Source organism: Arthrobacter sp. 05T45, assembly GCF_056395875.1.
The window spans coordinates 31,153-53,027 of record NZ_JBFTKI010000002.1 but is presented as its reverse complement, the minus strand read 5'-3'; the positions used below and the strand labels follow the sequence as shown (position 1 = coordinate 53,027).

27 protein-coding genes are annotated in these 21,875 nt (G+C 66.0%); 9 read left to right on the top strand and 18 right to left on the bottom strand.

The genetic code is table 11. From position 1 onward, the window contains the following. Positions 1-5: 5 nt before the first annotated feature. Entirely contained in the window at positions 6-584 is a 579-nt protein-coding gene (locus AC1DGD_RS02880) for a histidine phosphatase family protein (RefSeq protein WP_230009858.1), read from the bottom strand. A 482-nt stretch (positions 585-1,066) separates the two neighbouring features. On the opposite strand from AC1DGD_RS02880, the gene AC1DGD_RS02875 reads away from it, so the two are divergent. Then, the gene (locus tag AC1DGD_RS02875; RefSeq protein WP_476855829.1) at positions 1,067-1,504 is read left to right on the top strand and encodes a hypothetical protein; all 438 of its coding nucleotides are present in this window, start codon (positions 1,067-1,069) and stop codon (positions 1,502-1,504) included. An 86-nt stretch (positions 1,505-1,590) separates the two neighbouring features. On the opposite strand, the gene AC1DGD_RS02870 is transcribed toward AC1DGD_RS02875, so the two are convergent. The 13 genes from AC1DGD_RS02870 to AC1DGD_RS02810 form a co-directional block, all read right to left on the bottom strand. Further along, positions 1,591-2,343 (bottom strand): lytic transglycosylase domain-containing protein, encoded by a 753-nt coding sequence (locus AC1DGD_RS02870; RefSeq protein ID WP_476855828.1) that lies wholly within the window; start codon positions 2,341-2,343, stop codon positions 1,591-1,593. 94 nt (positions 2,344-2,437) lie between these two features. Then, positions 2,438-2,740: a DUF4193 domain-containing protein gene (locus tag AC1DGD_RS02865; protein WP_028276296.1), complete on the bottom strand. Its 303-nt coding sequence runs from the start codon at positions 2,738-2,740 to the stop codon at positions 2,438-2,440. 88 nt (positions 2,741-2,828) lie between these two features. After that, positions 2,829-4,247, bottom strand: coding sequence for an LLM class flavin-dependent oxidoreductase (locus tag AC1DGD_RS02860; protein WP_476855827.1), 1,419 nt, complete (start codon positions 4,245-4,247; stop codon positions 2,829-2,831). Beyond that, on the bottom strand, positions 4,244-5,191 hold the full coding sequence (locus AC1DGD_RS02855) for a TauD/TfdA dioxygenase family protein (RefSeq protein ID WP_476855826.1): 948 nt from the start codon (positions 5,189-5,191) through the stop codon (positions 4,244-4,246). Before AC1DGD_RS02855 ends, AC1DGD_RS02860 begins: the two co-directional genes overlap by 4 nt. Before the next feature lie 28 nt (positions 5,192-5,219). Then, the gene (locus AC1DGD_RS02850; RefSeq protein WP_476855825.1) at positions 5,220-6,134 is read right to left on the bottom strand and encodes an ABC transporter permease; all 915 of its coding nucleotides are present in this window, start codon (positions 6,132-6,134) and stop codon (positions 5,220-5,222) included. Further along, positions 6,134-7,057 carry an ABC transporter ATP-binding protein gene (locus AC1DGD_RS02845; RefSeq protein ID WP_476855824.1) on the bottom strand — a complete coding sequence of 308 codons (924 nt, stop codon included), beginning with the start codon at positions 7,055-7,057 and terminating at the stop codon, positions 6,134-6,136. Before AC1DGD_RS02845 ends, AC1DGD_RS02850 begins: the two co-directional genes overlap by 1 nt. Then, complete coding sequence (locus AC1DGD_RS02840) at positions 7,054-8,109, bottom strand: ABC transporter substrate-binding protein (RefSeq protein ID WP_476855823.1); 1,056 nt, start codon at positions 8,107-8,109, stop codon at positions 7,054-7,056. The genes AC1DGD_RS02845 and AC1DGD_RS02840 overlap by 4 nt, the downstream gene beginning before the upstream one ends. Before the next feature lie 481 nt (positions 8,110-8,590). Next, positions 8,591-8,929, bottom strand: coding sequence for a YciI family protein (locus tag AC1DGD_RS02835; protein WP_476849201.1), 339 nt, complete (start codon positions 8,927-8,929; stop codon positions 8,591-8,593). A 48-nt stretch (positions 8,930-8,977) separates the two neighbouring features. After that, positions 8,978-9,958, bottom strand: a complete 981-nt coding sequence (locus AC1DGD_RS02830) for a TIGR03086 family metal-binding protein (protein ID WP_476855822.1) — start codon at positions 9,956-9,958, stop codon at positions 8,978-8,980. Beyond that, on the bottom strand, positions 9,955-10,347 hold the full coding sequence (locus AC1DGD_RS02825; RefSeq protein ID WP_476855821.1) for an ArsR/SmtB family transcription factor: 393 nt from the start codon (positions 10,345-10,347) through the stop codon (positions 9,955-9,957). The genes AC1DGD_RS02830 and AC1DGD_RS02825 overlap by 4 nt, the downstream gene beginning before the upstream one ends. A 194-nt stretch (positions 10,348-10,541) precedes the next feature. Beyond that, positions 10,542-11,159, bottom strand: coding sequence for a TetR/AcrR family transcriptional regulator (locus AC1DGD_RS02820; protein WP_018772833.1), 618 nt, complete (start codon positions 11,157-11,159; stop codon positions 10,542-10,544). Positions 11,160-11,305: 146 nt separating this feature from the next. Next, a complete protein-coding gene (locus AC1DGD_RS02815) occupies positions 11,306-11,983 on the bottom strand; it encodes a PAS and ANTAR domain-containing protein (protein ID WP_476855820.1) in 678 nt (225 codons plus the stop codon). 58 nt (positions 11,984-12,041) lie between these two features. Next, on the bottom strand, positions 12,042-12,506 hold the full coding sequence (locus AC1DGD_RS02810; RefSeq protein WP_476855819.1) for a YegP family protein: 465 nt from the start codon (positions 12,504-12,506) through the stop codon (positions 12,042-12,044). A gap of 342 nt (positions 12,507-12,848) precedes the next feature. Here AC1DGD_RS02810 and AC1DGD_RS02805 point away from each other — a divergent pair, with 342 nt between their 5' ends. The 6 genes from AC1DGD_RS02805 (at position 12,849) to AC1DGD_RS02780 (ending at position 17,632) form a co-directional block, all read left to right on the top strand. Beyond that, positions 12,849-13,211 carry an ArsR/SmtB family transcription factor gene (locus AC1DGD_RS02805; protein ID WP_028276286.1) on the top strand — a complete coding sequence of 121 codons (363 nt, stop codon included), beginning with the start codon at positions 12,849-12,851 and terminating at the stop codon, positions 13,209-13,211. Between the two features lie 81 nt (positions 13,212-13,292). After that, on the top strand, positions 13,293-13,727 hold the full coding sequence (locus AC1DGD_RS02800) for an SRPBCC family protein (protein WP_476855818.1): 435 nt from the start codon (positions 13,293-13,295) through the stop codon (positions 13,725-13,727). A 105-nt stretch (positions 13,728-13,832) separates the two neighbouring features. Then, positions 13,833-14,600 (top strand): SDR family NAD(P)-dependent oxidoreductase, encoded by a 768-nt coding sequence (locus tag AC1DGD_RS02795; protein WP_476855817.1) that lies wholly within the window; start codon positions 13,833-13,835, stop codon positions 14,598-14,600. 211 nt (positions 14,601-14,811) lie between these two features. Next, positions 14,812-15,747, top strand: coding sequence for a polyphosphate kinase 2 (gene ppk2 / locus AC1DGD_RS02790; protein ID WP_028276283.1), 936 nt, complete (start codon positions 14,812-14,814; stop codon positions 15,745-15,747). Between the two features lie 87 nt (positions 15,748-15,834). Beyond that, positions 15,835-16,362 carry a DUF427 domain-containing protein gene (locus tag AC1DGD_RS02785; RefSeq protein ID WP_476855816.1) on the top strand — a complete coding sequence of 176 codons (528 nt, stop codon included), beginning with the start codon at positions 15,835-15,837 and terminating at the stop codon, positions 16,360-16,362. Between the two features lie 256 nt (positions 16,363-16,618). After that, on the top strand, positions 16,619-17,632 hold the full coding sequence (locus AC1DGD_RS02780; protein WP_476855815.1) for a patatin-like phospholipase family protein: 1,014 nt from the start codon (positions 16,619-16,621) through the stop codon (positions 17,630-17,632). 27 nt (positions 17,633-17,659) lie between these two features. Here the strand turns inward: AC1DGD_RS02780 and AC1DGD_RS02775 are convergent, their stop codons facing one another. Continuing rightward, positions 17,660-18,724: a hypothetical protein gene (locus AC1DGD_RS02775; RefSeq protein ID WP_476855814.1), complete on the bottom strand. Its 1,065-nt coding sequence runs from the start codon at positions 18,722-18,724 to the stop codon at positions 17,660-17,662. 97 nt (positions 18,725-18,821) lie between these two features. On the opposite strand from AC1DGD_RS02775, the gene AC1DGD_RS02770 reads away from it, so the two are divergent. Both AC1DGD_RS02770 and AC1DGD_RS02765 read left to right on the top strand, forming a co-directional pair. Continuing rightward, entirely contained in the window at positions 18,822-19,640 is an 819-nt protein-coding gene (locus AC1DGD_RS02770) for an alpha/beta fold hydrolase (protein ID WP_230011720.1), read from the top strand. A 167-nt stretch (positions 19,641-19,807) separates the two neighbouring features. Further along, the gene (locus AC1DGD_RS02765) at positions 19,808-20,443 is read left to right on the top strand and encodes a LysE family translocator (RefSeq protein WP_476849211.1); all 636 of its coding nucleotides are present in this window, start codon (positions 19,808-19,810) and stop codon (positions 20,441-20,443) included. Positions 20,444-20,613: 170 nt separating this feature from the next. On the opposite strand, the gene AC1DGD_RS02760 is transcribed toward AC1DGD_RS02765, so the two are convergent. Genes AC1DGD_RS02760 through AC1DGD_RS02750 form a run of 3 tightly spaced genes read right to left on the bottom strand, consistent with a single transcriptional unit; the run spans position 20,614 to position 21,875 of the window. Next, entirely contained in the window at positions 20,614-20,766 is a 153-nt protein-coding gene (locus tag AC1DGD_RS02760; protein WP_028276278.1) for an LPXTG cell wall anchor domain-containing protein, read from the bottom strand. Between the two features lie 40 nt (positions 20,767-20,806). Beyond that, on the bottom strand, positions 20,807-21,412 hold the full coding sequence (locus AC1DGD_RS02755; RefSeq protein WP_476855813.1) for a cation efflux transmembrane domain-containing protein: 606 nt from the start codon (positions 21,410-21,412) through the stop codon (positions 20,807-20,809). Beyond that, a complete protein-coding gene (locus tag AC1DGD_RS02750; protein ID WP_476855812.1) occupies positions 21,402-21,875 on the bottom strand; it encodes a DUF1232 domain-containing protein in 474 nt (157 codons plus the stop codon). The genes AC1DGD_RS02755 and AC1DGD_RS02750 overlap by 11 nt, the downstream gene beginning before the upstream one ends.

Genomic DNA, 21,875 nt, shown 5'->3' with positions numbered 1-21,875 from the left:
CAGCCCTAAACGGCAGCCATGGCCCGCTCGCCGTTGAAGTATTCGAGCTGCCAGCCGTCGACGGCATGGTGGTGGGCCAGGTTGAGCACAGCGTTGTCGATGCTGTCCAGGGTGCGGCCGACGGCGCGGCTGAGACTCACGCGCAGGAGCGTGCCATGGGCGACGGCCAGGACGCGGCGGCCACGGAACTCCTCGGCCAGCGCCTCAAGCGCGGCCAACCCTCGGCCGGCGGCCTCGTCCTCGCTCTCTGCGCCGCGGAACCCGTCGGGGATGCGCAGTGCGTCCAGTTCAGGACCGTCCTGAAGGCCCTCCGCGGGTCCGAAGCTGCGCTCGGCGAGCTCCGGCACGCGCCGGGCCACGCTGAGGCCGAGCCCGGCGGCGATGAGATCGGCGGTTTCCGCGGCACGGCTCAGCGGTGACGACACGATCGCGTCCCATTCATAGCCGGACAGGACGGCGACGGCGTCGCGAGCCTGACCGCGGCCGACGTCGTTCAGAGGAATGTCGGTGGATCCCTGCAGCCGGCGCTGTGCATTCCAGTCCGTCTGGCCATGGCGGATGAGGGCGAACGTCGTAGATGTCATGCCTTCCATTCTGCCCTGACGGCAGGCTGGCGATGACAGAGGCGCCGGTCTGGGAGCCGCCGCGAGCATCCTCGTCATCGGCAAAGAGCGGCAAAGAGCGATCACAATACACCGCCACTTCGCATAGTCCCTTGACGCATGGCAAGCACCGGACGCAAAGTTCACACGAGAGTCATTCCTCAGATGGCCGATAGCCGTCCGGGCCCAGCCCTCATGCCGCAACAACCGCTGCACGGCGGAGCATATTGCATCCCTTGAGCCCCTCCCAGGCGGAGCCGCTTGCGGTCAACAACGGGAGCGCTCCGGTCACCTCTTGGACAGGAGAAGTAAGGATGGATCTCGAGCAACCGCCCCCAGGCCCAAAGACGGTAACTGCGGCCAGGGCCGCCAAAGAGGCGGCGCTGGCGTCCACTTCCGCGTCGCGGAAGAAAGTTTCGTACGGTGCCCAGGACCGCAGAGGACCACTACTGTGGAATTCAGGCTTGGAAAGGCTCACCAACCGAACCCGTCTGCCGGGACAGCCAGCCGATGTGGGCGTGAACCTGTTCTACGAGGACCTTGAGTGGAATCCCCTCTTTGGCCCGGGCGATCCCTCGGGGATCATTCCAAGGGAAACGGATCAGGTTCCGCCTGGAAATATGGCTAATGCGGGAGGGCTGATTCTGCCCTGGTGCTCGAATTCGCAAGAGGTCCGCCGGAAGGCCATTGTTGTGTACCGCCTTGGGGAGGACCTGGATACGATCGAAGATCCCCTCCTGTATGTCTTCCAGTATTACTGGGACAACGTGGGGTACTTCTTGCCGGCAACCTTTGGGTCTTTCGACCAGAAGATCTCTATGGGTGAGGGGCCCAGCGCATCCCTCAATGTGGACTTCATTCTCGGTCCTACAGGAGACCTGGTTGCCAGGGCATGGGCTTAGGGCCCGGCCGGACCGCGGCCGGCCGCTGCCAATCACTATGGGAGCCGGCAAGGTGTCCGGAGACTAAGTCGAGTTGCACGGTGGCGCTATCCGGGAGTGCCCGACTGTGCTGCGTAGGCAGTGGCCCGGTCGCGGACATGGTCCACGTACGGATCGGACTGGTTGTAGGAGTAGATCGCGTCGGCCCAGCCCGCGGCGGTGGTCAGGTCACCACCGTGTGCGCACAGGTACGAGGCGGCACTTAGCGCGGCGTCATCGATGTTGAACGGGTCGGCTGTTCCGTCCCCGTTCCCGTCCCGGCCTGCGATCTGCCACGTGGAGGGAATGAACTGCATGGGTCCGACGGCGTGGTCCCACCGGGCGTCACCGTCCAGGGCTCCGGCGTCCGAATCAGGGATCGCGGCGAAGCCGTCACCGTTCAGGCTCGGACCGACAATTGGCCCGCTCGCCTGACCAGTGGCGGTCAGGCTGCCGCCGCCGTACGTTCCGTGGCCGGATTCGACGAAGCCCACCGCTGCCACCGTATTCCAGCCGATCCCGCAGGTGGGGGCCGATGTGTTGGCCGCAGTGGCCGCCGCCACGTAGGCCTGGAGCGCCCGGGCGGGGATGCCGGTCTGCGCGGCGGCATGGGTGAGCCACTCGGCGTCCGCGCTCCGGGTGATGTTCACGGCGGAGGTGATGCCGGCGGACAGCGATTCGAGTTTCGCCTCTGCCCGCGGTGGCGCAGGCAGGGCCACGCGGGTCTCCGCCCCGGAGAACCGGAAGACCCAAAACAAGAACCCGGTGATGACGCAAAATACAAACAGGCCGAGCACGGCAAGGCGTTTCAGACGGAGCATGGACTAAGCGGGCCGGCCGGCGACGGTGCTGGCCCGCGTGTCCGGCGCGGCACGGAAAACCGCCCCGGCGCCGGACACGCGGGAGGCCATGGCCCTAGCCAACACACTCGACGCAGTAAGCGTGGCCGTTCTTTTCGCGTGCAACCTGGGACCGGTGCCGGACCAGGAAGCAGGAGTAGCAGGTGAATTCGTCCTGCGCCTGCGGGATGACCTGCACGACGAGTTCCTCGGCGACAATTTCCCCGCCCGGGCTGATCGCATCGTCAAAAGCGTCGGCTTCATCCAGTTCACGGACAACGCTGCGGGCATCCGGGGCGTTGGCGGATTGCAGTGCCTGCAGGGAATTATCCTGCGACTCCTTGACGTCGGATCGGACTTCGTCGTAATCGGTTGCCACGGGGGTGACTCTCATTCCTGTGTTTAGTTCTGACGGGAAGCCAACGTACACCATTGCGCGCGTCGCTGCCTCATGTGAACCAAGTCCTTCAGGCCGAACGGAGTCCCGGGACCTCGTCGACCGGCACCGGCGTGGGGTCCTGGGATCCCGCCGGGCCCGGGCCCGCCGGACTGCTGCGGGCAGCCGAGGCGAAGGTGTTGGCCGGCCGGGGCAGCCCGTAGTGTTCGCGGAGCGTCCGTCCGCTGTATGCGCGCCGGAAGAGTCCGCGGTCCCGCAGGATCGGGATGACGTGGTCCACGAAGGCGTCCAGGCCGGACGGAAGCACGGGCGGCATGATGTTGAAGCCGTCCGCCGCCCCGGCCTCAAACCATTCCTGGATTGCGTCGGCCACCTGCCCAGGGGTGCCAGAGAAGGTGCGGTGGCCGCGGCCGCCGCCGAGCCTGCCGATGAGCTGGCGCACGGTCAGCCGTTCCCGCCGCGCGAGGTCTACGATCAGCGTGTACCTGCTCTTGGCCCCTTCGATCTCGTCCTCGGAGGGCAGGTCGTCCGGCAGCTCGGCGTCCAGGGCCAGGGATGCTGCGGGGACCCGCAGCACCCCGGCAAGCTGCCTTCTGGCGTGCTCCGGGTGGATAAGCTCGTCGAGTTCTTGCTCCAGCCGCCGCGCCTCGGCCTCGGTGGAGCCGATGACGGGAACGATGCCCGGGAGCACCTTGATCGTTCCCGGGTCACGGCCGGCGGCGGCGGTTCGCCGCTTCAGGTCGGCATAGAAGCGTTGAGCGTCCGGCAGCGTCTGCTGCGCCGTGAACACCGCTTCGGCGTAGCGGGCGGCGAAGTCCTTGCCGTCCTCTGAGGAGCCGGCCTGGACAATCACCGGGTGGCCCTGGGCGGAGCGTGGCACGTCCAGCGGCCCCTGGACGCTGAAGTACGTGCCGGAGTGGTTGACCGGGTGGACCCGGGTGTTGTCTCCCCAGGTCCCGGCTTCCTTGTCGCCGAGAGCGGCGTCGTCCTCCCAGCTGTCCCAGAGTTTGCGGGCCACGTCGAGGAATTCCGCGGCCCGCTCGTACCGCAACGCGTGGGCCGGCTGGTCCGGCAGGGAGAAGTTCCTCGCGGCGGCGTCTCCGGCGGTGGTGACCACGTTCCACCCGGTCCTGCCGCCGCTGATGTGGTCCACGGAAGCGAACCGGCGGGCCAGGTTGTAGGGGTCGTTGTAGGTTGTGGACGCCGTGGCGATCAGCCCGATGCGGTCGGTGACGGCGGCGATGGCGGCGAGCAGGACGGTCGGCTCGAGTGTGCCGTAGGGCCGCTGGCCGACGTCGCCGTGCAGCACCGGTGAGTCCGCCAAGAAGATCGAATCGAACGTGCCGCGTTCCGCCGTTCGGGCCAGCTGCTGGAAATGCGCGACGTCCGTCCCGGCGAAACTGTCGCTTTCCGGCAGCCGCCACGAGGCCTCGTGGTGACCGGTGCTCATCAGGAACGCGTTCAGGTGCAACTGCCGTGCCCCGCTCACAGCTGAACTCCGGGAACGTCGGCCCGCAGTTCCACCGTCTCGGAATAGACGGATGAATCGCCCTGGATGGACGTGCTGCTGCGTCCGTCGACGCCGCGGGGTACGTCGCCGGCCACCGTGACCCGGTTCAGCTGCCGGGGCTGGCCGTCATAGTTGTCCGGGGCGTAGTGCTGGGTGATGCGGTTGTCGAACAGCACCAGCTGGTCCGGTTCCCAGTTGACGCGGACCACGTTCTCGGGACGGGTGACGTAGGCCTGGAGCAGCCGCAGGATGTCCTTGGATTCGGTGTTGGACAGTCCCACGATGCGCAGCCTTTGGGCGAAGCCGCCGATGAAGAGGCCGCGCTCGCCGGTCAGTGGGTGGACCCGGACCACGGGGTGGGCAGTCTCGAAGTGGATCCGGGTGAATTCCTTCCGCCGCTCACCGGCGTTGGCGTGCTCGAGGTTTTTCGGCACGGAGTAGTCGTAATCATTGGTGTGGATGGCCCACAGGGTGTCGGCGAAGTTCCGCAGCTCCTCCGGCAGATCGGTGTAGGCTCCGGCGGCCGAGGCGATCAGGGTCTCGCCGCCGTAGGCCGGCAAGGTGATGCTGCGCAGGGTGGAGGCCTGCGGCGGGTTCACGACGAACGTGACGTCGGTGTGCCAGTTGTTCGCGCTGCCGTTTTCGCTGTCCACCGGCAGGACGGCAGGTTTGCCCTCGACGGAGGCCACGGTTGGGTGTGCCTGGGTGAGCGGGCCGAAGCGGGCGGCGAAGCGGACCTGGGCTTCGTCGTCGTGGACGTTGGCGTCACGGAAGACCAGGGCCTTGTGGGTGTTCAGGGCCGCACGGATCTGGGCGATGGTGGCGTCGCTGAGGTCATTGCTGAGGTCCAGGCCCCGGATCTCGGCGCCGATGCGGGCGCTGAGTTGCCGGAATTCGAGCCGGGTTTCGGTGGTTGTCGACATGGTGGTTGTGTCCTTTGGTCTGTGGGGGTTAATTGGACTGGGATCCGACGGCGGTCCGCCACCGGGAGAAGTGCCGTTCGACGGCGACCAGCAGGTAGTTGACCAGCAGGCCGAGCAGCGAGACGGTGAGGATCCCGGCGTACATGTCCGGGATCAGGAAACTGGACTGTGCGTTGACGATCAGGTACCCGAGTCCGGCCTTGGCACCGACCATCTCCGCCGCAATGAGCACCAGGATCGAGGACGTTCCGGCCATCCGGATTCCGGTGAAAATTGTCGGCACCGCCGAGGGAAGGATGACCTTCTGGAACAGCCGGAAGTTGGAGAGTCCCAGCGAGCGGGCGGCCCGGACGAGCAGCGGGTCGACGGTCCTGACGCCGGCGATGGTGTTCAGCAGCACGGGGAAGAACGCAGCGTAAGCGACGATGCTGATCTTGGAGGTCTCCCCGATCCCCAGCAGGAGGGTGAAGACCGGGAGCAGCGCCAGTGCTGCGGTGTTCCGGAAGACCTCCAGCAGTGGGTTGAGGAACCGGTCAAGGGACCGGTACCAGGCGACCAGCAGGCCAAGGGCGACGGCGGCCACGACGGCGATGCCGAAGCCGCTGGCGGAGCGGGTCAGGCTGGCTGCCAGATGGTTCTGCAGGTGGCCCTTGTCGATGAGGGAGCCCAGTGCCCGCAGGACCTCGTGCAGCGGCGGGAGGAATACCCTGGTCGAGGCCGAGGCGAGGTAGGTGGGCCCCAGTTCCCAGAGCAGGAGGAACAGCACAATGGCGCCCGAGGCCCAGATCCCGCGCCCGACCCTGCGGGCGCCGGAACGGGCCAGGGCGGGAAGGCGTCGGGTTGCGGCGGGCTGTAAGGGCCGCCCGGCGTCGGCTGCGGGCGCGGCAGGGGTGGTAGGAGCGGCAGGCGCGGTGGTCTCTTTGGTCAGTGTTGGTGCGGTCATCAGGCTGCCCTTCCCTTGCTGAGCTCGATCTTGCTGAGCTGGGGTGCCTCGTCGGGCGCGGACCCGTCGGGCCGGATCTTGGCGTGCCCGGCTTCCTGGGCCTTCCGGACCTCGTCGTGCAGCAGCGACCAGACTTCGTGGCGGTGTTCGACGAAGACGGCGTCGGAGCGGACGTCCCGGTCACCGCTCCGCTCCCCCAGGTCAATGTCGACAATCTGCTTGAGCCGGCCGGGTCGGGAGCTAAGCACGGCGACCCGCTGGCCCAGGTACACGGCCTCGTCGATGCCGTGGGTGATGAAGATGATGGTCTTGCCCGTGGAGCGCCAGATGCGCAGGAGTTCCTCCTGGAGCTGTTCCCGGGTCTGGGCATCCAGCGCTGCGAACGGTTCATCCATGAGCAGGACGTCGGGTTCGTACGCGAGGCTCCGTGCGAGGGCAACCCGCTGCTTCATGCCGCCGGATAGCTCATGGGGATACCGGTCCTCGAACCCGGAGAGGCCGACGAGCTCGAGGTAGTGGCGGGCCTTGTCGGCACGTTCCCTCCGGCTCGGGCGGCGCCCGTCGCTGCCGGTTCCTTCGAGGCCGAAGGCGACGTTGGCGGCCGCGGTGCGCCATGGGAAAAGGGCGTACTGCTGGAAGACGACTGCACGGTCGCGGCCTGGCCCGGTCACCTCCTTGCCGTCCACGAGCACCTGGCCGGCGTCCGGCCGGGTGAGCCCGGCGAGGAGGTCCAGGAGGGTGGTTTTGCCGGAGCCGCTCGGTCCGACCAGAGTAATGAACTCGCCTGCGGCGACGTCCAGGGTGATGCCCTCCAGCGCCGTCAGGGTGGAGCCCTCGGGCTGGTCCTTGCTGGGCCGGACGGTGAACTGTTTCCCGACGTTGCGGAGGCTGATTTTCGGCGTCGGTCCGGTACCGCGGGTCATGATGCCGCCCCGTTCAGCAGTCCGTTGAAATCGTTGGTGTAGTACTTGGACGGGGTGATCCCGCCGCTGACGATGCCGGTGTCGTTCAGCCATGCTGACCAGCGGGTGAAGTCCTGGTCGCTGATGGCCCCCTTGGACGGGACTCCGACGCTCTTCCAGTACTTCAACGCCGCGGTGCTTTCGGAGCGCTGACGCTTGTTGATGATGCTCGTAAACCGCGCGATCACCTCGTCGCGGGGGGTGGTGCGTTCCCATTCGATGGCCTTGGCCACACCGGTGGTGAAGATCTTCGTGGTTTCCGGGTTTTTCTCGATGAAGTCCTTGCGCAGGACGTACTGGCCGCCGGCGAAGGTTCCAAAGAGTTCGAAGTCGCTGAACAGGGACCGCAGGCCGCCCGTGGCGACAGCGTTGTCCTGCAGCACTCCGCCGAGCGCACCGACGTCGACCTGGCCGCGGCGGATGGCCTCTTCGGTGTCATTGGGCGGAACGACGACGAGCTGGACCTGCCTGATTTCCTCCTGCGACAGTCCGTTCTTCTTCAGGTAGCTGTTGATCACGGCGTCCGCATGGGCGCCCAGGGTGTTGACGGCGACTTTCTTGCCGATCAGATCCCGCGGCGTCCGGATCGGACTGTCCTGGGTGACGTAGAAGCCGTTGAACGTCTTCTCGTCCTCGCCGTAGTAGTTGATCACCGCAGTGACCGGCGCGCCGGCTTCGATGAGCTTGACCACGGCCCCGGAGAAGGCGCCGCCGAAGTCGGTGGCTCCTGTGGCGGCTGATTGGATGCTCGCCGGCCCGCTGATGGTGTTGCCCACCCAGTTCAGCTTGACGTCGCCGAGGTAGCCGAGGTCCTCGGCCAGCTCCGGCAGGCTCACGTTGTTGGCCGAGCCCTCGTAGCGGAGTTCGGTCACTTCGGGTGCCCCGGGGGTATTTCCGGCCGGGGACTGGGCGCTCGCAGGGCCGCCGCAACCGGAGACCACCAGCGAGACCGCCACGGCGGCAGCAACGCCCAAGGTGGAGAAAAGTCCTGCGGGTAAGTGTCGGTTTTTCATAGCGGATTCTTTCTGGATTCGATGGTGCGGACCGGGGCTACCGGACCGTGCCCACCATCAGAGCAGAGTCGAATCCGTTCCGCAGGTGCCTCGACACCCGAGGAAACCGCGCGTAATCCGGCGACGGAAACAGCCATGGACGCACCCCCGGTACCCGATCGGACGCAGCGCGAAGCAGTCCGTAACAGGGCAAGACTCACGCGGTCATTTGCGCCCATCCTGGGACACACCCGTGCCACACCGGCCCGGCACTGTGAAGTCTTGGTGACGCCCGGCGACGGCGCGTGAAGGGGCCGGCGCCGCGCCACTGTCGTGCATGGGACGAAAGATTGCTGGAGATGTGGCCGAATGTTGCGCGCCGGCGCGGTACCGGCGGTCAGGGCCCAGCACGACCAGGCGCACAACAGGACGAATAAAGGCGTGTCCGCCGCTGCTCTTAAGCAGCGGCGAACACGCCTTGATCATCGGGCCGAGCCGCTGCTTACATTCCGGGGATCTGCTGCGCCTCGTGAACCTCGATTTCGCAGCCGCCGGGCATGTTCAGGTGCGGGTGCACCTTGGCCAGTTCCACGGCCGCCTCAAGGCTGTCGGCCTCGATGATGCTGTATCCGGCGACTTCACGCTGGCTTGGCGCAGTGGCTCCGCCCGCGGAAACGCGGACACCGTTGGCCAGCGGCGTTCCGAAGTCGATCAGGCCGTTGCCGACCTTGGCGGCCCAGTTGTTCCACTGTTCCATGGCGGCTGCCATGTCATCCGGCGCGGGCGGCGCGGCCTCGGCGGGGGTCATCGGGGCGTGATAGAGGAAGACGAACTTGGTCATGTTGCTCCTGCTTTCCTGGCGGTCTTGACGGGCTTAGGTTGGAAAACTTCAGACGGCGACGGTCCGGCCGGTGAACGCGATCAGGCGCTCCAGGCTGCTCGCAGTCTCCGCGACCGGCTGGACAGCGGCGAAGCTGCCGCTGGCGCGGACCTGGTCCGAGATGGTCACCAAGGCCAGGGCCTCAACGTGATCCGTGACGACGTCGGAAACTACAAGTTCCTGGCCGGTGGCCTTCGCGAAGTCCCACGCGTGGACGAGCAGCTCGAGGTTGACGATCCCGGCGACGACGGTCGCGGGCAGCTCGGCGAAGCCCATGTCGATGGTGCCTTCGAAGCCGCGGCGGCTGAACGCCTCCAGGGTGGCCTGCGCGAGTCCGGCGATGCGAACTTCCGGGCCCGCCCCGGCGTCGTCGCTTACGTCCGCGCCCAGCGCCCCGCCGATCTGCTTCAGCGAACCGGCCAGGTGCTCCAGCAACTCGTGGGCCGTGAAATTTTCGCAGGGAGTGGCTTTCTCACGGTCCTCCGGGGTGAGCTTGCGCAGCACGCCCAGGAGCAGGGCGAGCGAAGCCTCGGCCGAGCTGAGGTGATCGATCGGGTCCGGGGCGGCCGACCATGCGTCCGGACCGGCGCCGTCCGGGGAGGAGGTCTCGGCGATCAGGCGGTCCAGGTAGTGGTTCCAGCCTTCGGCATGTGCTGCGGCCTGTTCGGCGTTGAGGCCGGCGTGGACCAGGCGGAGCGTGGTGCCCCCGGCGTCGGGCTCCAGCGTGATGGTCACGGTGGACGCGCCCGGCGCCAGGTCCATTCCGGACTCCCAGCCCCAAGTGAAGACGATGCGCTTGCCCGGCTCGATCTCCTGGAATGTGCCGGCGGCGTGGTGGCCGGGAGTGACGGTCCAGCGGTAGTCGCCGCCTATCCGAAGGTCAACGCGGGCCGCCACCGTTTGCCAGCGGCGCAGACGTTCCGGCTCGGTGATGAGCGCAAAGGCCTCGTCGGCGCTGACGGGCAGGTGAATGGTTTTATCGAACGTCATGAGAGTGGTCCCTTGTCTTGAGGCGAAGCATCGAAAGTGGTCGTGTGATGTTGAGGGGGCCGGTGACGCTGGGCGGCAAGTGCGGCCGCATCTGATGCCAGCAGGTCCAGTTCGTAGGTCCAGAACTGTTCGACAAGGTCACGCAGCCGGCCCATGCCGCCCGGGTCGAGTCGGTAGTACCTGTTCCGGCCCTCTTTGCGGGCAGATACCAGGCCGGCCTGCTCCAGGAGCAGCAGGTGCTGGGACACCGCGGAGCGGCTGACCGTGAAATGGGCGGCCAGCTCCCCGACAGCCTGTTCGTGGCTGGCGAGAAGATGCAGCAGGCGTCGCCGATTCGGCTCCGCAGCAATCTCCAAGGCATCCAACACAACTAATACGTTAGTGATCACTAACGTATTCCGCAAGTGCCCGGCAGTCAGAGGGGTCAGGGAATGCAGGCCGGCACTCTTGCGGATCGCGGCCCGGGCATGGCGCAGCTGTTGTCGGAGCGGTTTGTCAGGGCGCTATGGCGCGTGCCGGGTTACCGCGTCCCGGGTTAAAGAGATGCCGGTAACCGGGACGGGGACTCCCCCGGGCGCAGCGGCTAGAGGCCCCGGTGGTGCTCGATGAGCCATCGCGCCATCTGCTGGGCGCGCTTGGAGGCCAGCGCGTCCCCTTCGGTGGCGGAAATGATGGAGCCTTTCATCAGGATGTGCCAGGACCGGGCAAATTCCTCGGGGCGGTCCAGCCCGGCTTCCTCGGCCAGTGCCTGGATATGCCCGCGGATGCGGCTGAGGTAATCGATGCTCGCCTTGCCCAGCGGGTGCCCGGCGCCCATTTCCAGCAGCACATTGATAAACGAGCACGCCTCGAAATCCTCGCGCTGGAACCAGTCACCGAACACGTCAAAGACGGCGAGCAGCCTCTCCTCGGGGGTGTTGCCCCGCCGGCTGGCCTCGGCCACGATCAGGTCCACGGTCCACACCTGGTCGCGGAGTTCCAGGAAGGCCAGCACCAGGGCGTCCTTGGACGGAAAGTGCCGGTAGAAGGTTGCCTTGGATACCCCTGAACTGCTGATCAGCTCATTGACCCCTACGTCGCGGATGCCGCGGCGGGAGAATAACTCGTAAGCAGTGGCGAGGATACGGTCCACCGGCTCGTCGCGTCCGGCCATGGCTGTGGCGGGCAGCAGCGTAGGACCCTCGGCGTCGTTGACAGTCATGATAAAAAAATTTTACACCGGACCGAGGCGTACAGACCGGTCTGCCTCGGAGTGTGCTATCAGTCTCCCCAGGATTCCCCCCGGCGCTTTCGGCCAGCACGACGCCGGCGGGCCGGCCGAGGATCCGCCCGGCGCCTTACCCCCACCTAGGGATGCAGAACCCGGTCGCCATCGCGGCGTTGTGAGAAACGACCGTCCAGTGCGTGGACGAAGCTGCGGAGGGTCGCGGATTCGTGCGTGCTGTTGGCCAGCCGGACGATGGCCGAAGCCGTGTGGGCCAACTTGATGTTGTGGTGCTGGCTGTAGGCGGAAAGCCGTTCGAAGGCGTCGTCGGAACCGATGTGGAGTATTCCCATCAGGATGCCCTTGGCCTGTTCGATAAGGCCTCGGGTGCCGATGGCTCCGGCGACGGCCTCGCGGGCGGACCGGTCCGTTTCAAGTTGAACTGTTCTGGTGAGGTCCAGGATGAACCCGTCGACGAACAGCAGCTTCCCGTCACTGTCCAGCACGCCCTCCCCCGCCGTCAGGACGCGGCGTTCACGCCGGCGTGCGTCGAAGAGACGATGATAATTGGCGAAAAAACCTCCGCCACGGCACACATCCTCAAAGATTTCCCTGCACGGCTTCCGGTCGTCAGGATGCACGTGCTGCATAAGAACACCCACCGTGGGCACCACCTCGCCGCGGTGATAACCGTGGATCTGGTACATCTGCTCGGACCACTGCAGCTCCGCCGAGGCAGCATCGTAGCGAAAGGTCCCGGCGAGGCAGCCCTCGGTGGCCAGCGCGCTGGAATAGGCCTGCAACGCCTTCAACTCAGTCATGGTCGGGCCTGCCTGCCCGGCCCGCCGGCGGCGGCGGGCGCCCTGTCCCGGGACACGGTCAGCACGAGCTGAGCCCAACCTGCGCAGTCCGCGTCTCCAACGCCTGCCGCCACCGCACGATCAGCTGCTGGTTCCGGGTCCCTGCGAGTCGGCCCAAGAAGCGCGCTGCGGACGGGATGCGGAGGCGCGGCGGCCCTTCAGGAGACCTGGGCGCCCAGCCGCGGGCCGGTCTCGCCCGGGCGCGCTGGCCCTTCACGTGCGCCTCGTGAACTCCGCGCCTCTGCGCGCTGGGTTCCACGGGAATGCCCTCGGCTGCGGACTGGAGCAGCGCGTCATCTCGCGGTGCCGAAATTTCCGAGACCAGCCCCATGCCGGCGTACTCCCGCACTGCTGCGATCCCGGCCACCGCCGCCGGCAGGTCTGGAAAGGGCCTGGAGAGGGCCATGACGGTCCCGTCCGGGGCCGTCAGTCGAAATCGGTAGGACGTGTCGGAATCGGTGAACAGTTCGAACATGCCTGTCATAGAACCCTCCTGGAAGCCGGGACCCGATTGTTCCCGGCGACACCGTTGTCACCGGGAACAGCCTGAATCCACCCGAACGATGCCAGTCACTCGTACCGGCCGAATCGAATTGATGAATTCATGAAAGTCTGAACTATGCAACTCACCTGCGCAAGAGGTACCACCCTGTCCGGCGGCGGCGACGACACTGCAGCGGTCCGGCGCTACGATATGTAAGCGGGCTGACCAAATCAGGGGTGTGCAAGACAGACTTTTCTGTCTTGCACGTGCTAGTTTTCCTGTCGCCGGGGTCTGCACAGACGCGCGGTTCAGAATAGTTGAATGTGAAGGAGGGAGGCCCCGATGCCGGATGATCTTCCTGCAAGTCCGGTCCAGACCGATGTGAAGGCAGAACTTTTCAAGGCCATGGGCCACCCTGCCCGAATCCAGTTGCTGGAAATGCTCGCCGACGGACCAGTTGCCGTAAGCCGACTGCGCGACAACACGGGCCTTGAGCCGTCGAACCTCTCCCAACATTTGAGCATTCTCCGCCGACAGCGCCTGATTGTCCCCTCACGGCGCGAGGGCAGGTTGTTCTATGAACTGGCCAGCCCTGAGGTTAATGTGCTGCTCGCGGCCGCCCGATCCCTGCTCGGATCTCTCCTGGTCACCACCCGGATGACCCTGAGCCCCATGGCTGAAGAGCCTGAAGAAGCAATCCGCTAAATGCCGGCGCACGCCGGACTGTATGGACAACATCGATCGACCGGCCTGGACGCGTCCGGACTAAAACCAGCAGGGGTAGCAATGGCTCACGCCGAGAACGAGACCACCATCACCCGATCACCGGAGGACGTCTATGCGTTCCTCGCGGATGGGCTGAATAACCGCGCATGGCGCTCCGGGGTTCAGGACATAGCACTGAAGAGTGGAACACCCGGGGACCTCGGTGCCGTGTACAGCCAGACCCTCTCGGGCCCCGGCGGCCGGCCGATCGTCGGGGACTATGAAATCGCCGCGGCGGACCCCGGAAAGCTCCTGGGCTTCCAGGTGGTGGCCGGTCCGGCCCGTCCGGCCGGTGCGTACCGGCTCAGTGAAGCGCCGGGCGGAACGACCGTTCGTTTCAGCCTGGACCTGGAGCCCAAGGGACTCATGAAGCTCGTGGGCCCGGTGATTGTCCGCACCATGAATGCCGAGGTCGCTCAGTTGACCAATCTCAAGAACGTTCTCGAATCCGCCTAGATGAGGGCGCAGGGCGTTCATTCTTGAGTGTGACCCGTCCCAGCTAAGGCCATCAAGTGGCAAGCAGCAACCTTCATACGTAACGGTGAAGAAAGGACCATCCTCATGGCTCGCATTTTCATCACAGGCTCCACCGACGGACTTGGCCTCGCCACCGCCCGGACGCTCCTGAACGGCGGCGACGAGGTCCTGCTGCACGCCCGCTCCAGGGAACGCGCCGCCACCCTCGAAGAACTCGCGCCGCTTGCCATCGGCATCGTGATCGGTGACCTCAGCAGGGCCTCCGAAACCCGGGAACTGGCCGCGCAGGTGAACGCTCACGGGCGGATGGACGCCGTCATCCACAACGCGGGCGTCTACCTCTCGCCGGGGCGCGTCGCGACCCCGGAGGGACACTCCCGCACCCTGGCCATCAACGTTCTGGCCCCTTACATTCTCACCGCGCTGATCGAGCGGCCGCACCGCCTGATCTACCTCAGCAGCGGGATGCACCGCGCGGCCGGCGGAAACCTTCAGGACATCGATTGGACCCGACGGCGCTGGGACGCCAGCGCCGCCTACTCCGAGAGCAAGCTCTACGTTTCCGCGCTCTCCGCTGCCGTCGCCCGGCAGTGGACCAACGTGCTCAGCAACTCCGTTGACCCCGGCTGGGTGCCCACCAAGATGGGCGGCGCCGGCGCCCCCGACGACCTCGCCCTGGGCCAGGACACCCAGGGCTGGCTCGCCGTCAGCCCTGACCCGGTCGCCCAGGTCTCCGGAATGTACTGGCACCACCGCCGGCCGCGGAAACCGGCCCCGGAGGTCACCGACGCTGATTTCCAGGACAAGCTCACCGACAAACTGGCCGAACTCACCGGCATCACGCTCTTCTGAAGCGAACCATCGACCCGGCCCGACCGGCACGCAAGGGTAGGTAGTCCCTGCCGGCGGGTCAGGTGGCGGAAAGTATCCCCCAGCCCGTCCCTATCGTGAGCTCCACTTGTCGGCTTAGGCTGGTCGCATTCTATGAACGCAGTTGAGCATCGAACACCGCCGGCATCTGGAAGGCCGGCAGCTGGTTCGAGGGGGCCGGAAGGGGGCCGGGATGACGCCGGCGGACAGGACATGGACACCCGAGGACCAGGGCTGGCTCCGGGAAAACCTGCGTGAGGCCATCGACCACCTGGTGGAGATGGGGTACACGGTGCGCGGGGGGCAAGGCGAAGATCCGGAACTGATTCACCCCGGCGGCTCGGCCGTCCAGACGTGGCGGGAAGACTACCCCTACGAGCAACGGATGTCCCGCGAAGAGTACGAGCTGGAGAAATACCGGCTGCAGGTTGAACTGCTGAAGTTCCAGTACTGGGGCCAGGACCAGGAGCTCAGGCACGTGATCGTCTTTGAGGGCCGGGATGCGGCCGGCAAGGGCGGAACAATCAAGCGCTTCACCGAGCACCTGAATCCCCGCTCGGCCCGGGCAGTGGCATTGAGTAAACCCTCTGACCGTGAACTGGGCCAGTGGTATTTCCAGCGCTACATCCAGCACCTGCCGACGGCCGGGGAGATCGTGATGTTCGACCGCTCCTGGTACAACCGGGCAAATGTGGAGCGGGTCATGGGCTTCTGCACGGAGCAGGAGTTCGACACCTTTATGGTTCAGGCCCCGCTCTTCGAGCGGATGCTGGTGGATTCCGGGATCCACCTGACCAAGTTCTGGTTCTCGGTGACCCGCCACGAGCAGCGCACCCGTTTTGCGATCCGGCAGATCGACCCGGTGCGGCGCTGGAAACTCTCGCCCATCGATCTCGCCTCCCTGGACCGGTGGGAGGAGTACACGGCCGCCAAGGAGGAGACGTTCCTGCGGACCGACACGGACCATGCGCCGTGGATCACCATCAAGTTCAACGACAAGAAGCGGGGTCGGATCAACGCCATGCGCTACTTCCTCAACCAGTTCGATTACGAGGACAAGGACACGTCAGTGGTCCACAGCCCCGACCGGCTGATCGTGCGCCGCGGCCGCGAAGCCGCCGGCGACTAGCGGCTGGCTCGCGGTCGGCGGATGCGCGAACGCACGGCTGCGTCGCGCTCACGGTGGGATCCCAGCAGAAGATGGCACCATGGGGACATGACTCCTGCACACGGTTCTTCAGGCCTTTTCCGGCGTCCCCAGCCCATCAAACCCAAGGCGGGCCAAGAATCGGTGTGGGACTATCCGCGGCCGCCGAGGGTGGAGCCCCGATCCGAACGGGTTATCGTGCGGCTTGGCGGGCAGGTGATTGCCGACACCACCGATGCGGTGCGCGTCCTGGAGACAAGTCACCCGCCTGTCTACTACTTGCCATTGGACTCATTCCCTGCCGGTGTACTCGTCCCGGTCGGGGGCACCAGCTTCTGCGAGTTCAAGGGAGAAGCGCACTACTTCGACGTCGTTGCCGGCGGAGTCGTCGTTCCCCGTGGCGGGTGGACCTATCCCGAACCCACCCTGGGTTTCGGGGCGCTCAGCTCCCGGGTGGCCCTCTACCCGGCTCACATGGACTCCTGCCAAGTCGACGGCGAGCAGGTGACCTTCCAGGAAGGTGACTTCTACGGCGGTTGGATCACCACGCAGATCGTTGGTCCTTTCAAGGGCGGCCCGGGCACGGCCGGGTGGTGAGCACATCGCGCTTACGCCGGCAAGACTTGCTGCCGGTGCGTGTGGCGACTCAGCCGGTGCTCGCTCTGGCGGCTTGAAGCCCGTTGTGCCCCGCCTTGCCGGCGTGATAGCTTTCCGGTGATCGTGATCAATCTTCAGGAGGTGAGACCCATGAACGCAGTTTCCGTAATGGGCGCTCCCCCGAAGTCCACGGTCGCGCGACTGAAGTAGTCGTCTCCGGGAGTGCCGCAAGGCAAATTCGCGAAAGGCGACTCCCATGAACACAACATCTTCTTCAACTCCGCGCATCCGTTCGACGACCGCATCCGGTGCCGTTGCAGTGACGCGGACACCACAGCCCGGAAATTGGCCCGTTCCCGGCCAACAGACCGGCGCCGCACGACGGACCGGCAACACACACACGCGGGCCTTGGTGCTCGCCGGCGCCGGAGCGGCAGGCAATGCGTGGGAACTCGGTCTCATCGCCGGCCTGTCCGATGCCGGCATCGATGTCACCGAGGCCGATCTCATCATCGGGACATCGGCAGGATCGACAGTGGCTGCCCAGATCACCAGCGGGACACGGCCGGCCGAACTGTACGCCGCCATCCTCGCCGAGGTGCCTCGGCCACAAGCCGGCCACTCCGGACCGGACAGGGGACGCGCTCCGAATTTCTCGGGGCAGACCTATCTGGACTGGTCCAACGGAATCATTGGTTCTGCTGCGGATGCCACCGACATGCGCCGCAGGATGGGCGCCGCGGCACTCGAGATGGAAGCTTCGGACGGCTCTGCCCAGATGCGCTGGCGCGACATCGTCGCGGCCCGGCTTCCCAGCCGGCACTGGCCGCAACAGCCCGTGCTGATCGCGGCTGTTGATGCGGATACCGGGGCACCGGTCGTGTTCGACCGCCACAGCGGAATCGATCTGGTGGACGCCGTCGCCGCCAGCACCAGCAACGGCTACCGCATCGGCGGGAGCCGGTACATTAACGGCGGCTATCGACGCAGTGAGAACGCCGACCTGGCGGCGGGATACGGGCTTGTGCTGGTGCTGTCACCCTTCGGCGGCAGGTCGCGGATGCCGCTCGAGTGGGGCATGGATCTCGCCACCCAAGTCGACGAACTGCGCGCCGGGGGCAGCAGGGTCCAAACTATCTTCCCGGATAGCGCCGCCGAGCACATGTTCGGCGCCAATGCGATGGATCTGTCCTTGCGTCCGCCTGCGGCTCGAGCTGGTTACAGCCAGGGCAGAGCCCTCGCGGAGCTGGTCGCCGAAATCTGGCGGTGACGGCCGAAACCTGTCGGTGTTCGACTGTTACGGCGCGAGAGTCCAGGGGTCGCCGTGCGAGGCGCGGTGCCATGCCTGCCGCGGGCCACCCGATTCGTGCGAGACATCTGTCAGCCAGATCGTGCTGTCCGGGGCCCATCCGGCGATGACCGTCGCCGTTTCGGCGTCGACCTGTAGTGGGCGCGTCGCGCCGTCGAGGTAACCCAGGACGGAGAGGTGCGCGGCGTCCCACTCCCCTGCCACTTGTTCCCAATCCGGGATGACCCACCGGCCGTCGCGTCCAGTCAGGCGGAACCAGTCGTGTCGCCGGGATGCAGTGACCTCCATTGGGAACCTGCGGCACAGCGTTATCCAGTCTTTTGCTGTGCCGATCTCAAGTGTCCGGCCCGCTCCCTGAACTGGAACCGTGGTCGCCTGCTCCCACCCCAGGGAATCTTCCACGAGGCTCAGTGCGGCCGGGACCTGCCCAACGGTGTGGACTAGCCCGTGCGGTATCGACCACCAGGTTCCTGACCAGTTGGCGCGAGGGTCGCCCGGGCGTTCGCGCGCGGCCCGCAATTCACCGGCTCGTTCGTCTCGGCCCCACCCAGCCAGTGTTTGTCGCGGATTCTTCGGCAGCAGTGCCTGGCCGTCTGTCGATCGCCAGTCGATGGCCCACTGCTCCGCCCGGCGAGGCTGCCAGAACCACTGGATGTCGGGCAGCGCCATGACCTGTTCCGCGACGGGCGACAGGGCCGCCGTCACACCCGGGAGATCCGCGAGCACGTCCTCTCCATCGGGTGCCTGCCAGTACCTTGCAGCGTCCACGGACCGCTCGAGGGCCGCCTGCACCAGGTCGCTGTCAAGGTCGGTAAAATCCAGTGAGGCGAGCCTGGCAGCCAGCTGTTCTGGTGACGCGGCAAAGGCCGGCATCGCGGTCTCCCCGGAGGCAGCAGCGCTCAGCAGGACCCGCGAGGTCCCCGGTCCACTATCAAGTTCGTATCCCAACCAGAAGGCCGCCGTTTTGACCTCCGGATCCAGCTGCATCGCCAGTTCGAGGCACAGACGGCGCCCCCGGGGCCCCCGCAGAAATACGTCCACACTTGGCGTCATCAGATCATCCTCCCACCACAGCGCAGCTTTATCTGGAGCGGTCTCAGGTGCCGTCGATGATGGCGGGTATCGTCGGAACGCGTTTTACCATAGCGTGATGGAGACCACGGTTAGCGGAGTTTCTGTGCATTACGCCGAGTACGGCAGTGGCACGCCGGTTCTCGCTCTGCACGGCGCCGGTGTGGATCATCGCGAGATCGCCGGTGCCCTTGAACCGATTTTCGACGACGTGCCTGGCTACCGGCGCCTGTATCCGGACCTGCCCGGGATGGGCCGGACCCCGGCGCCTGAGACGATCACGAGCAATGACGACGTCGTGGACATTCTGCTCGGCCTTATCGCCAGCACTATTGGTGATGAACCGTTTCTTATCGTGGGTCAGTCCTACGGCGGCTACCTGGCCCGTGCGATTGCGAGTCTGCGACCTGATCAGGCCGTCGGGCTGGCGCTAATCTGCCCTGTTGGCCAACAGACGCGCGACGTGCCTCAGCACGAGGTCCTTGTTTCGTCGGTCGATCTGACCGGTGCACTCGGCTCGGATCTCGAGGCTACTTACCGCAGCTACTTCGTTGTGCAGACGCCTGAAACGCTGCGTCGGTTCCAGGAGTATGTGGCTCCCGCAACGTCCCTGGCTGACGAGTCGAGCCTGATGCGGATCTTTTCGCACTGGGAGTTGCGGGATCGGCCGGAAGCCGCGAAAGCCTATCCTCATCCGGTGTTGGTCGTTGCCGGGCGACAGGATGCCACCGCCGGGCACACAGGACCGTCGGAGCTGATCCTGCACTACCCACGCGCTACGTTGGCCGTACTCGACCGCGCCGGCCACGCCTTGATCCATGAGCAACCCAACCTCGTGCGAGCCCTTGCCGCCGACTGGCTCATGCGCGTGCGTGAGGCGTCAGACGACAAAAGCTAGCGGGCAGTGGCGCCCGCATGCGGACGGAATCCCTGTGTCATGGCTCCGCCGAAGAAGGGCAAGGCGATGCGTCCGCGGCGTCCAACCGGCGTCATGCAATGCCCGGTAAGCAGCAAACCATCGCGACGGATTGCAGTCGGGCGGCCAGCGAAAGGACAATGGTGCCCATGACCGCCGTGACCCTCCTGGCCTTTGCCGGGCTGTGCCTGCTGCTTTCCGTTACCCCCGGCCCGGATACCTTCCTGGTGCTGAGGATCTCGCTGCAAAGTGCCGGGGCCGGCCTGGCGGCGGCGCTGGGCTCAGCTCTGGCATCCCTGGTCTGGGCCGCGCTGGTGGGAGTGGGGCTCGCCGCCGTGCTGGAGGACTCGGCGGAAGTGTTCCGTTGGCTGAAGATCGCAGGCGGGTTGTACTTGCTGTATCTGGGAATCTCGTCGCTGATCCGGGCGCGCCGCACAACTGCATCCCCGGCGGCCGGGCACGCTCCCCGCCGGAGCTACAGCCGAAGGACCGGCTTCGGCGCCGGCGCGTTCTCCACACTGCTCAACCCCAAGGTCGGCCTGTTCTACCTCGCCGTCGTGCCGCAGTTCATTCCACACGGCGGCAACACGCTGGACACAGCCATGGTGCTCGGTGCCATCGAAAGCGCCATTGGATTCCTCTACCTGGCGGCTGTAGCCGTCGCGGCAGCGAAGGCAATGGCCTGGCTGCAGCGCCCCCGGGTGAGCAGTTGGCTCGAACGCGGCAGCAGCGGCATCATCGCCGCGCTCGGCCTGGGTGTACTGGCATCCAGCACCAGCTCGTAGCGGCGCGCCGGACCTCGACGGACACGTGCCGTTCCCTATGCGGCAGAAAGCCAACCCACTCCTGTTGAGGACGCCACCCCCGAGTTGGCTCATTGACTCCGCGAATTTCACGAAAACGGCGGCCGGTCCTGAAGAGGACCGGCCGCCGCCGAATGAAGATCAGGGTTGCGTCAGGCCTTGGCCTTGCGCTTCACCCAGCCCCATACAGCCGTAGCCACCAGGAGCACCAGTCCGATGATGGCCAACCAGAGCAGACCCTTCACAGCGAAGCCAAGGATCGAAAGAATAAGCCAAATGATAAGCAGTGTGATTATTAGTCCCATACGGAAAGCCTAAGCCACCCAGGTGGCTGCTTCCGAACGATCAGTGATCGTGGCGGAAGATGGCCACGGCTTCGCGGACCGCGTAGTAGACGATGACCATACCGGCCACGGGGTCGGCCCACCACCAACCGGCAAAGGTGTCCAGCAAGATACCGGCCAGCACGGCGGCCGCCAGAAGACCGTCGATAAACGTCACCTTGCCCTCTGCTATCAGAACGGGATTGCCCAGCGCCATGCCCGTGCGGGCCTTTCCGGCTGAGAGAGCGAACATGACCACTGCCGTGACAGCCGTCCAGATAATTCCGGCGGGGCTCGGCCGTGCGTGGTGCCCGGCCGCCAAGGCAAGTCCGGACTGGATGAGCAGATAGAGGGCCAGGGCAACGAACGCCCCGGCGATCAGCTTCAACGCGAACCGTTGACGCCGTTCCCCGGCCCCGGAGAGTTCCCAGATCACCACGGTGCTGGCACCGATCTCGATAAGGCTGTCCAGGCCGAAGCCGGCCAGCGCCACCGATCCGGCTGTGATGGAAGCGACGGCAAGAACTGCCACGCCGACGACGTTCCAGCCCAGCGTGATGCCCTCAAGGATGAACCCGCGACGTCTCAGGCGCGCGATCTCAGGGCGCTTCAAGATTTCAGGCAGCATCCGTGCTCTCTTTCCCGGCGCCCCCGGCGCCCCCGGCGTTTCCGGCGATGGGTGCCGGCAGGCCGGCCAGCCGTTCGATGACGGCAAGCCCGGCCGGGGTGCCCGGCCAATGCCGCCGCAAAGACTCCGGACCCGCGGAGCGGATCACGGAACGAAGAACCAGGGCTATAACGATCACGTCATCGGCATAGCCAATCAGCGGGAGGAAGTCCGGGACTAGATCCAGCGGCAAGAGCAGATATCCCAGCAAAAGCGACAGCTTGATCCGGGCGCCGCGGGATACCGCCGGGTCGGCCGCCAAACGCCTCAGCACGCGCAACACATCCGGCAGCAGCCGCAACGCGTCCCGCATACCCACCGTCTCCGGATGGGACCTCGCATAGGCCCACAACCCCAGCAGAAGAACCGCGTAGACGCCAACGAGCCCGGCCAGGATACCCAGCGCCGTCTGCCACCACTGCAC

Excerpts from the sequence above, each read along its gene's own strand:
- AC1DGD_RS02880 (WP_230009858.1), bottom strand. The coding sequence starts at position 584 with ATGACATCTACGACGTTCGCCCTCATCCGCCATGGCCAGACGGACTGG.
- AC1DGD_RS02870 (WP_476855828.1), bottom strand. The coding sequence starts at position 2,343 with ATGCTCCGTCTGAAACGCCTTGCCGTGCTCGGCCTGTTTGTATTTTGC.
- AC1DGD_RS02855 (WP_476855826.1), bottom strand. The coding sequence starts at position 5,191 with ATGTCGACAACCACCGAAACCCGGCTCGAATTCCGGCAACTCAGCGCC.
- AC1DGD_RS02850 (WP_476855825.1), bottom strand. The coding sequence starts at position 6,134 with ATGACCGCACCAACACTGACCAAAGAGACCACCGCGCCTGCCGCTCCT.
- AC1DGD_RS02845 (WP_476855824.1), bottom strand. The coding sequence starts at position 7,057 with ATGACCCGCGGTACCGGACCGACGCCGAAAATCAGCCTCCGCAACGTC.
- AC1DGD_RS02840 (WP_476855823.1), bottom strand. The coding sequence starts at position 8,109 with ATGAAAAACCGACACTTACCCGCAGGACTTTTCTCCACCTTGGGCGTT.
- AC1DGD_RS02835 (WP_476849201.1), bottom strand. The coding sequence starts at position 8,929 with ATGACCAAGTTCGTCTTCCTCTATCACGCCCCGATGACCCCCGCCGAG.
- AC1DGD_RS02830 (WP_476855822.1), bottom strand. The coding sequence starts at position 9,958 with ATGACGTTCGATAAAACCATTCACCTGCCCGTCAGCGCCGACGAGGCC.
- AC1DGD_RS02820 (WP_018772833.1), bottom strand. The coding sequence starts at position 11,159 with ATGACTGTCAACGACGCCGAGGGTCCTACGCTGCTGCCCGCCACAGCC.
- AC1DGD_RS02815 (WP_476855820.1), bottom strand. The coding sequence starts at position 11,983 with ATGACTGAGTTGAAGGCGTTGCAGGCCTATTCCAGCGCGCTGGCCACC.
- AC1DGD_RS02810 (WP_476855819.1), bottom strand. The coding sequence starts at position 12,506 with ATGACAGGCATGTTCGAACTGTTCACCGATTCCGACACGTCCTACCGA.
- AC1DGD_RS02805 (WP_028276286.1), top strand. The coding sequence starts at position 12,849 with ATGCCGGATGATCTTCCTGCAAGTCCGGTCCAGACCGATGTGAAGGCA.
- AC1DGD_RS02800 (WP_476855818.1), top strand. The coding sequence starts at position 13,293 with ATGGCTCACGCCGAGAACGAGACCACCATCACCCGATCACCGGAGGAC.
- AC1DGD_RS02795 (WP_476855817.1), top strand. The coding sequence starts at position 13,833 with ATGGCTCGCATTTTCATCACAGGCTCCACCGACGGACTTGGCCTCGCC.
- ppk2 (WP_028276283.1), top strand. The coding sequence starts at position 14,812 with ATGACGCCGGCGGACAGGACATGGACACCCGAGGACCAGGGCTGGCTC.
- AC1DGD_RS02785 (WP_476855816.1), top strand. The coding sequence starts at position 15,835 with ATGACTCCTGCACACGGTTCTTCAGGCCTTTTCCGGCGTCCCCAGCCC.
- AC1DGD_RS02780 (WP_476855815.1), top strand. The coding sequence starts at position 16,619 with ATGAACACAACATCTTCTTCAACTCCGCGCATCCGTTCGACGACCGCA.
- AC1DGD_RS02775 (WP_476855814.1), bottom strand. The coding sequence starts at position 18,724 with ATGACGCCAAGTGTGGACGTATTTCTGCGGGGGCCCCGGGGGCGCCGT.
- AC1DGD_RS02770 (WP_230011720.1), top strand. The coding sequence starts at position 18,822 with ATGGAGACCACGGTTAGCGGAGTTTCTGTGCATTACGCCGAGTACGGC.
- AC1DGD_RS02765 (WP_476849211.1), top strand. The coding sequence starts at position 19,808 with ATGACCGCCGTGACCCTCCTGGCCTTTGCCGGGCTGTGCCTGCTGCTT.
- AC1DGD_RS02760 (WP_028276278.1), bottom strand. The coding sequence starts at position 20,766 with ATGGGACTAATAATCACACTGCTTATCATTTGGCTTATTCTTTCGATC.
- AC1DGD_RS02755 (WP_476855813.1), bottom strand. The coding sequence starts at position 21,412 with ATGCTGCCTGAAATCTTGAAGCGCCCTGAGATCGCGCGCCTGAGACGT.